Source organism: Mycobacterium ostraviense (assembly GCF_002705925.1).
Classification (GTDB): Bacteria; Actinomycetota; Actinomycetes; order Mycobacteriales; family Mycobacteriaceae; genus Mycobacterium; species Mycobacterium ostraviense.
Genome location: NZ_NKRE01000001.1, coordinates 4962276 through 4970936, shown reverse-complemented (window position 1 = coordinate 4970936; position 8661 = coordinate 4962276). Strand labels below are relative to the sequence as shown.

The following is an 8661-nucleotide window of genomic DNA, read 5'->3' as shown; positions in this document are numbered from 1 at the left end:
GCAACCGCGAGCCCCGCCTCACGCCCTCACATGACACGCAATCGTTATCACATCGCTATCATCTGCCACTACAGTCACACCCGTTTACGAACAGGCTCTTAAAGATGTGATCGCTTGGTCCAGGACTGCGCCCAGCGCTGATCAGCACCGTCTAGCCGGGCAGCACCAATACCGGTACCGGACTGTGGCGGATGATCTTGCCGCTGCGGGAGCCGAGAAAGACCCTGGCGATATCGCCGCGCGGTGAGGTGCCCAACGCCAAAATCTCACCGTCCTGCCAGTCGGTGCGCTCCAGCGCGTGCTGCCACCCGTTTCCGGTAATCACTTGCAGTACAACGTCTTTGCCGACGACTCCGTCGGTCTTGAGCCTTTCCAGCATTTCTTGGGCCTGCGCGGCCCATGCCTCCAGCACCGACGACTCGGCGTGCAGGCCCACCTCGGGTGGATACATCGTTCGGCCGCGAACCGCAAACGTGATCACCCGCAACGGCAGCCCGTATCGCCGGGCCAGCTCGGAGCACCGCCTCACCACCCCGGCCGAATCCGGCGCCGCCGAGTAACCGCAGGTGAGCCTGGTCAGCCGTCCGGTGTGGGAGTCGTACTGGCGGGGGCTGATCGCCACCGGCACCGGCGACGAATGCAGCAGCCAATCGGCGGTCGAGCCGATCAATACCCGCGCCCGTCGCCCGTTCGGGAACGAGCCCAGCACCAGCATTTCGGCGTGGACTTCCTCGACCACCTCGATCAATCCGCCCGATACCGACCGGTGTTGGTGATGGAGATAGCTGACCTCGACGCCGTCGGCCACGCTGCGGAGGCAAAGCTGAGCCTCCGCCGCAGAGTCAGCAGCCAGCTCATCGGCCCACCGCTCGTAATCCGGCTGGGTGAGCGATCCCGGTAGCCACGGCTTCGGGACGATGGTCGCCACCGTCAGTGACGTGTTCAGCGTCCGCGCCACTCGCACGGCCAGCTGCAGCGCCGACGGACCAACCCGGCCGGCCAGGTACCCGACGACGACGCTCACAGCTCCTCCGCAGGTGGATCCGCAAGCAGTGCACGGTTATTGAGCGCGCTGTGGTGGCGAGCCCAGAAGAGGTAGAACAGCAGCGCGGCCGCAACCCAGGCGGTGAACGCAATCCAGGTGTACCAGTGCAGGCTGTAGAGCAGGTACCCGCAGGCCAGCACCGAAAGGACAGGGGTCACCGGGTAACCGGGGACCCAAAACCCGCGCGGCAGCTCGGGTTCACGCACCCGCAGGATGATCACCCCGACCGACACCACGATGAATGCGGTGAGCGTGCCGATGGACACCATGTCCGCCAAGCGGTCCAGCGGCACGACAGCGGCCAGGACCGACGCGGCAATCGCGACGATCACGGTGTTTCTCACCGGAGTCTGGGTGCGCAGATTCACTGCGGCGAACCGTGCCGGCAGCAGCCCGTCACGACCCATCGCGAACAGGATGCGGGTCTGGCCGTACAACGTGACCAGTGTGACGGTGAAAATCGAGATCACCGCTCCGGCCGCCAGAATGGTGCTGGCCCACGTGCCGTGGGTGACATTGTCCAGGATTGTGGCCAGCCCGGCCTCTTCCTGGCCTTCGAAAAGCTGCCATGGCTGGGTGCCCAACGCGGCGAATGCGACAAGCACGTAGACGCCGGTGACGACAACCAGCGCCGCCATCAATGCCCGCGGCAGACTTTGCTGCGGGTTGTTTACTTCCTCGCCGGCGGTGGACACGGCGTCGAGCCCGATGAAGGAGAAAAAGATGGTGCCGGCCGCCGCGCCGATTCCGGTAACGCCGAACGGGGCGAAGTGCCTGAAGTGATCGGCGCTGCAGGCCGTCAACGCCAGGACCACGAACATGCCCAGCACGCCGAGCTTGATCAGCACCATGATCGCGTTGACCTTCGCCGACTCACTGGCGCCCCGGATCAGCAGCAACGCGCACAGCCCGATGAGGATGACAGCCGGAAGGTTCACGTATCCGTGGGGTTCGCCGGGCTGCGGATCCCACGGCGCCTCCGACAACGCGCTCGGCAGATGGAATCCGAACACGTTGTGCAGCAGCTTGTTGACGTAACCGCTCCAGCCGACCGCGACAGCGGCAGTGGCCACGCCGTATTCCAGCAGCAGGCAGGCTGCCACGCAGATTGCCGCCACCTCGCCCAGGGTGGCGTAGGCATACGAATACGACGAACCCGAAACCGGTACCGCCGATGCCAATTCGGCGTAGCAGATGGCCGCGAGGCCGGCGGCGATACCGGCGATGACGAAGGAGACGATCACGCCCGGTCCTGCCTGAGGCACGGCCTCGGACAACACGAAGAAGATCCCGGTGCCGATCGTCGATCCGACCCCGAACATGGTCAGCTGAAAGGTGCCGATGCTGCGCTTGAGGCCCCCGTCGGCCCCCGCCGCGACGGCGGCGCCGACCACCGGGCGGCGCCGCAGCATCTGCTCTCTCAGACTGGCCGAAGTTGCCGGCAAATGCCCTCCTGGTGCTGGACCAGGCTGATTATGAACCCGGCGTGCCGCAATAGGGCAGCGAACCGCTGAATGGCCGGGCCGATCCGCGTCGAACCGCCGCTCAGGTGACCCGCAGCAGCGTCTCGATCGCCACCGCTGCGCCGCCGGTCACGGCGGTGATCATCAGGGCCGTCCAGTCGGTGAATTTGGGTCGCGCCGGGTAGGCCGACAGCTGGCCGGTGCCGCCACGGGCGGTGATAGCATCGCCCATCTCGTCTGCGCGTCGCAACGTCACGGTGATGGCAGCCGCGAGTAGGTCGATCACTTCGGTAGTGTGCCGCTGCCGCCGGGCCTTGCGGCTGCGCGGTATCCGTTTGGGCCGCAGCCGCCGGGCGGCGTAGAGCACCTGGAATTCGTCGATCAGCATCGGGAACGCGCGAAGCGCCAGCGCCAGGGTGACCGCCCATTCGTCGACCGGGATCCGCAACAGTCGCAACGGCCGGCCCAAACTCGCCAGCGCGGGCCCGATCTCGGCGACGTTGGTGGTCCAGGAAACCATCGCACCCAACGCTAGCAGCACGATCGACAGCGCGGTGATCCGCAGGAAGTTCAACGCGCCACCCAGTTCGAGCTCCACTCCGGCCACCGCGATCGACGGGGTGCCGCCGGCCAGCGCGGCCGTAATGCCGCCGATGGCCAGAACCACCCATAACCAGCGAGGTACCGACGGCACCGCGCCGCGCGGGATATGCGCGAGCCTGGCCGCCGTGAGCACCAGCGCCGCCATCAGCCCGATCGTCACCCATCCCGGATAGAACGTGAGCAGCACCGAAATGCCGAAGACCACCAGCAGTTTCGTGCCGGCCCACAAGTCGTGGATGACCGAGCTGGCCGGTACCGGAACTAGTAGGACAACCGGTCGGGTGGGGCGCCGGGCGCCGCGTCCCGCCGCGTCGGAGGCGGCGGCTGCCGACAGCGTCATGACATGCTCCCCGTCCCGCCCGCGGCGCTCGTCGACGCCGGCTCCATGGCGCCGTTGCGTAGATGCAGGGTCCGCGGGCAAAGCTCTTCCATCCCGGCGAAATCATGCGAAATGACCACCACCGTCAGACCCTGCTCGCGGCGCAGGTCTTCCAGCAGCCGCAGCAAACCGCGTTGGCTGGCGGCATCCAAACCCGCCAGCGGCTCGTCGAGGATCAACGCCCGCGGTGAGCATGCCAGCAACCCGGCCAGCACCACCCGGCGCATCTGGCCACCGCTGAGCTGATCGATGCTGCGCCCGGCCAGCGCGGGATCCAGCCCGACGACACGCAGCGCGGCAGCCACCCGGTCGTGATCGCGGGGCGAAAAGCCCGCCGCGGAGGCGACTTCCAGGTCCACCCGGCTGCGCATCAGCTGCAGCCGGGCCGCTTGGAATGACAACGCCACCGCGCCGACCTGCTCGTGGGTGGGCCGGCCGTCGAGCAGGCAATCCCCGGTGGTGGGAACCGTCAGCCCGGCCATGATCCACGCCAGCGTGGACTTGCCCGAGCCGTTGCCGCCGTGGATCAGCACCCCGTCGCCCTGTTCCACCACGAAGCTGACGTCCCGCAACGCGGTCTTGGCCCACGGTGTGCCCCTGGCGTATTCGTGTCCGACGCCGATCAGTTCGAGCGCCGGTTTGTGCCCGAGGTCACCCACGGCGACGGCTGGCGCCGGAACATCTGCCGTCTCGACCATGTCGGCGTTGTCGGGAGAGTCGCTGAGGTTGATCGTCCGGTCGGCCGAATCGGCCTCGTTGTTGTAGTGCGTGATGTGTACCAGCGCAGTGCGGTGATGTTTCGTCAGGCCGGACAACACGCCCAGCAGCGCATCGCGGCCTTGCTGGTCGACCATCGTGGTGACCTCGTCGGCGATCAGCAGCGCCGGTTCTCTGGCCAACGCCGCCGCCAGTGCTAGCCGCTGCAACTCACCACCGGACAGGCTGCCGGTGTCACGTTCGGCTAGCCCGTCCAGGCCGACTTCGGTGAGCAACCGGGCGACGTCGATCCTGGTGCCCGGCGGCAGGCCCCACACCACGTCGTCGGCGACCCGGGTGCCCAGCACCTGGCTTTCCGGGTGCTGCAAAACCACCGCCGTGCCGCGCAGCTTGCCCAGACCCACCGCGCCCGGACGCTGCACCGTGCCCGACGTCGGTTGCCGACCCGCGAGTACCAGCATCAGCGTGGTCTTGCCGGAACCATTGGCGCCGGTGATCGCCACGTGTTCACCGACCCGCACAGCCAGGCTGACCTCACGCAACGCGTCTTGGGCGGCACCGGGATAGCGAAACCGGACATTGTCCAATCGCACCGGAACCGGCCCTATCGGATCCGTTGCATCACCGGCCGGAGCATCCAGCTTGTGCACATCGGGAATTCCGCGCATCCGCTCCAACAGCCGCGACAGTGCCCACCAACCGATCAGCGACACGATCACGATCCCGAGTGTGAAGTAGCCCAGCAGCACCCATGGCCAGTACTGCAGCCCGTCGGCGAAGTATCGCTTCAGGTCGGCGGCAGCGCCCTGCAGATGGATCCGGATCATAAAGGACGCAAGGCCCTCCACGTTTGCGGTCATCACGTCGAAAATCAGGTGCCGCAGCCGGGTCAGAGCCGCCAGCATTCCGACCATCGCCGCGCCGAAGGCCAACCCGGCGATCAGCGATGACACGATGACCGTCGGCGTGCCCCGGCCCCGGCGTTTGACAATTCCGGTCAAGCCACCGATGTAGGCGCTGTGGACCACTCCCATGAAGCCGCCCATTCCGGCGATCAGGAAGGCGATCACCCCGGCGGCAACCGTCGCGGCAATCAGCACGCGCAGCCGGAAGCGGTAGGCCAACAGCCCGGTGGGCACGGTGCCCAGCAGTGCCAGTCCCGCGGCGAACGGAACGACGACCGAGATGATCGCGGTCACCGCGCACAGCGCGGCCATCACCGATGCCTGGGCCAGTTCCACCGGTTGCAGCGGCCCGCGTCGATGTCGCGGATGTCGCGAAGCAACGGGGGCCGGCACAGTCACCTCACCGATTCTGCCAGGTGAAGCCGCATGCGGCGGCAGCACACAGCCGCCCGCCGGATTGGCTTGCCAGCGCCCACGATTGGTCTCACATAGCAAAGCTATGCAACGATGGGGCCATGAGTTCATCCGCCGCCACCGACCACGCCGGTACCGCGGTGCCCCATCAGGGCCTCGGCGCCGATTTGCTGGGCGTGGTCGCGCGACTCAACCGGCTGGCGACCCAACGCATCCAGATGCCGCTGCCGTCGGCGCAGGCCCGGCTGCTGGCAACCATCGAAGCCAAGGGCGAAGCCCGCATTGGCGACCTCGCCGCGGTGGATCACTGTTCCCAACCGACGATGACCACCCAGGTACGACGCCTCGAAGAGGCCGGGCTGGTGACCCGGACGGTCGACCCCGGCGATGCCCGCGCGGTCCGCATTCGGATCACACCGGACGGGCAGCGCACGCTGGCCGCCGTGCGGGCCGACCGTGCTGCCGCGATCGAACCGCAACTGGCCCGGCTGGGACCGGCGGACCGGCAGGTGTTGGCTGAGGCCGTCGAGGTGCTGCGCCGGCTGCTCGACAACGCGGCAGCCACCCCGGGCCGCAACACCTTGTAACCGTCGCGGTGCATCCTGGATAGATAGACCCGTCCGCCGGGTACTCAGTCAAAGTCGATCGTCGCTGCGGTGACGACATTCGGTGACGAAAGGTGGCGGCCGCATCTTGATACCGAACGCCCCGCCGTTGACCGTCTGGTTCGGATCGATGCGGTACGTCTTTGCCCCGGGCCGGGACGTGCTGGCGGGGCCCGGCGAGCACTGCGACATCCGCCTGGACCACCCCGGTCCCGGTGGCCGCTCCGCCCCGGATGTGGTGCTGCGGTTCCAGGGCACCCATTGGGTGGCAATGGACGGCAGCGGCAACGGCATTTTCGTCGACGGCGCCCGGCTGTCGACGGTCGACATCCGCGACGGCCAGACGATCGCGATCGGTGACCCCCGCCGGGGACCCCGGCTTACCTTCCAGCTCGCCGCACCCGCGGCAGCGCTGACGGCATCGGCCGATCCGCCGCAGGCGCATCGGCCGACCCCGCCGCCTACCGGCCAGTGGCGCATGAAACCGACGGAGCAACCCACGCAGCGGATGCCGGCCAAGTCGATCACCCACCCCGAACCCGCCCAGCCGGTAGCACAGCGCATCGTCGCGGAGTCGGCGACTCAGCGAATCCCCGCAGCCCCGACATTCGGCAGGACTACCAAGCCCATCCGATTGACACCACAGGGAACGCCGCCGACGCCGGAGGCCGGGCACCCGCCACCGGCTGACCAGCCCGCGCCGGCGGGCGAGCAGCCCGCGCCGGCGGCTGAGCAGCCCGAGGGACGCGGCCTGGTCGAGCGGATGACCGACGCCACCCGAAAGCTGCTCGCGGCTCGACCCGACGCCGGGTCCGCGGAGGAGGGGCCGGCAACCAGCCGGCTGCCGCTGAAACCCGGCGCGCGCACGGTCGGCGTGGCGGCATATCGATTGGGATTGACCGTCGACGGGCGCGAATTGCTTTCTGACATCTCGTTCACCGCACGCCCGGGTTGGTTGATCGCGGTCGTCGGGCCGTCGGAGAACCGCACCACCGCCTTGATCGAGCTGCTTGCGGGCCTGCGGCCGCTCGGTTCCGGTGTGCTGACCGTGGACGGCCACGACGTGCAGGCCGAGCCCGAATGGGTGAGATCGCGCATCGGGGTGGTGCCGCGCGAGGATGCTGTACCCGGCTGCCTCACGGTCGAACGGGCGCTGGGGTATGCAGCAGAGTTGCGGCTGCCGCCCGATACCACTCCCGAGACCCGCGACCGGGTGGTGGACCATGTTCTCGACGAACTCGAACTGACGCCGCATCGCAAGAAGCGGGTGGCCAAGCTTGCGCCCGAGGTGCGCCGGTGCGCGTCGATGGCGACCGAACTCGTCTTCAGGCCGTCGCTGCTGGTAGTCGACGAACCGAACGCCGGGCTCGATCCGGCGCAGGAAAGCCACGTCATGGCGATGCTGCGCCGGCAGGCCGACCTCGGCTGCGTCGTTGTGGTGGCGACGACGTCGCTTGCTCATCTGAACCTGTGCGACCAGGTGTTGCTGCTCACCCCGGCGGGCGCCTTGGCCTTTGCCGGGCCGCCGGTGCGGCTGGAACCGGCGAGGGGCACTACCGACTGGTCCGAGGTTTTCGCGCAGGTGCGTGCCGATCCCGGCAGTGCGCATCAGGCGTTCCTGAACCGCCAGCAGGTGCCGCCGGCAGTGCCGGCGGTGGCGGCTCCCGGCCGGCCGCCCGCCAAGCTCCCTACCGTCCAGCAGCTCGGGTTGGCGATTCGTCGTCAGGTCCGCCTGTTCATCGCCAGGCGGGTGTCCTTCCTCTGCATGTTGCTACTGCCGTTTGTGTTGGGCGGCTTGACGCTGCTGATTCCCGGAGATTCCGGGTTCGACCGTGCGGGCCGGTCGGCGCCCAACCCGCACGAGGCCACCGAGATCCTGGCCGCGATGAACCTCGCCGCGGTGCTGATGGGCATCCTGCTGACGATCGGCGATCTGGTCGGCGAGCGGAAGATGTTACGCCGCGAGCAGTCTGTCGGGTTGTCGACGCCGGCCTATCTGGTCGCCAAGATCACGGTGTTCGGCCTGGTCGCGGCGATCCAGGCCGCCATCCTCACCGCCGTCGTCGTCGCCGGCAAAGGTCCGCCCGTCCACGATGCGGTCCTGCTGCGCAATGCCACTGTGGAGCTCTATGTGAGCGTGGCGGCCACGGCGGTCATCTCGGCGATCGTCGGTCTGGCGCTGTCGACGCTGGGCAGGTCGCAGCGGGAGGTTCTGCCGCTGGCGGTGCCGGTGATCCTGGCGTCCGCGCTCTTCGGCGGCGGGCTGCTGCCGCTGGTAGGCACCTGGGGATTCGACCAGATCTCCTGGCTGATTCCCGCCCACTGGGGCTTCGCCGCAGCCGCCTCCACCGTTGATCTGCGGCGGGTCGACCCGCCGGCGGCCCACAACGGGGTGTGGACGCACTACACCGGCTGGTGGGCCTTCGACATGGCCATGCTGGTCATCTTTGGCGCGTTGTGGGCTGGTTTCGTGTTGTTCCGGCTGCGTCCGCCCGGTCGCAGCCTGCGTATCCGATCATGACGTCGCGGG

General features: G+C 68.1%; 6 protein-coding genes. 2 read left to right on the top strand and 4 right to left on the bottom strand.

Annotated features, from left to right (window positions below; genetic code table 11):
- Positions 1-151 precede the first annotated feature (151 nt).
- From CDN38_RS23075 to CDN38_RS23060, 4 genes are all read right to left on the bottom strand, one after another.
- Positions 152-1024, bottom strand: a complete 873-nt coding sequence (locus CDN38_RS23075) for a universal stress protein (protein ID WP_075510364.1) — start codon at positions 1022-1024, stop codon at positions 152-154.
- Positions 1021-2490, bottom strand: a complete 1470-nt coding sequence (locus CDN38_RS23070) for an amino acid permease (protein WP_075510363.1) — start codon at positions 2488-2490, stop codon at positions 1021-1023. Before CDN38_RS23070 ends, CDN38_RS23075 begins: the two co-directional genes overlap by 4 nt.
- 100 nt (positions 2491-2590) lie before the next feature.
- Entirely contained in the window at positions 2591-3451 is an 861-nt protein-coding gene (locus CDN38_RS23065) for an energy-coupling factor transporter transmembrane component T family protein (RefSeq protein WP_075510362.1), read from the bottom strand.
- Positions 3448-5424 carry an ABC transporter ATP-binding protein gene (locus CDN38_RS23060; RefSeq protein ID WP_201258270.1) on the bottom strand — a complete coding sequence of 659 codons (1977 nt, stop codon included), beginning with the start codon at positions 5422-5424 and terminating at the stop codon, positions 3448-3450. The genes CDN38_RS23065 and CDN38_RS23060 overlap by 4 nt, the downstream gene beginning before the upstream one ends.
- Before the next feature lie 203 nt (positions 5425-5627).
- Here CDN38_RS23060 and CDN38_RS23055 point away from each other — a divergent pair, with 203 nt between their 5' ends.
- Complete coding sequence (locus CDN38_RS23055; protein ID WP_075510360.1) at positions 5628-6113, top strand: MarR family winged helix-turn-helix transcriptional regulator; 486 nt, start codon at positions 5628-5630, stop codon at positions 6111-6113.
- A 148-nt stretch (positions 6114-6261) separates the two neighbouring features.
- The gene (locus CDN38_RS23050; RefSeq protein ID WP_075510372.1) at positions 6262-8652 is read left to right on the top strand and encodes an ABC transporter permease; all 2391 of its coding nucleotides are present in this window, start codon (positions 6262-6264) and stop codon (positions 8650-8652) included.
- Positions 8653-8661 lie beyond the last annotated feature (9 nt).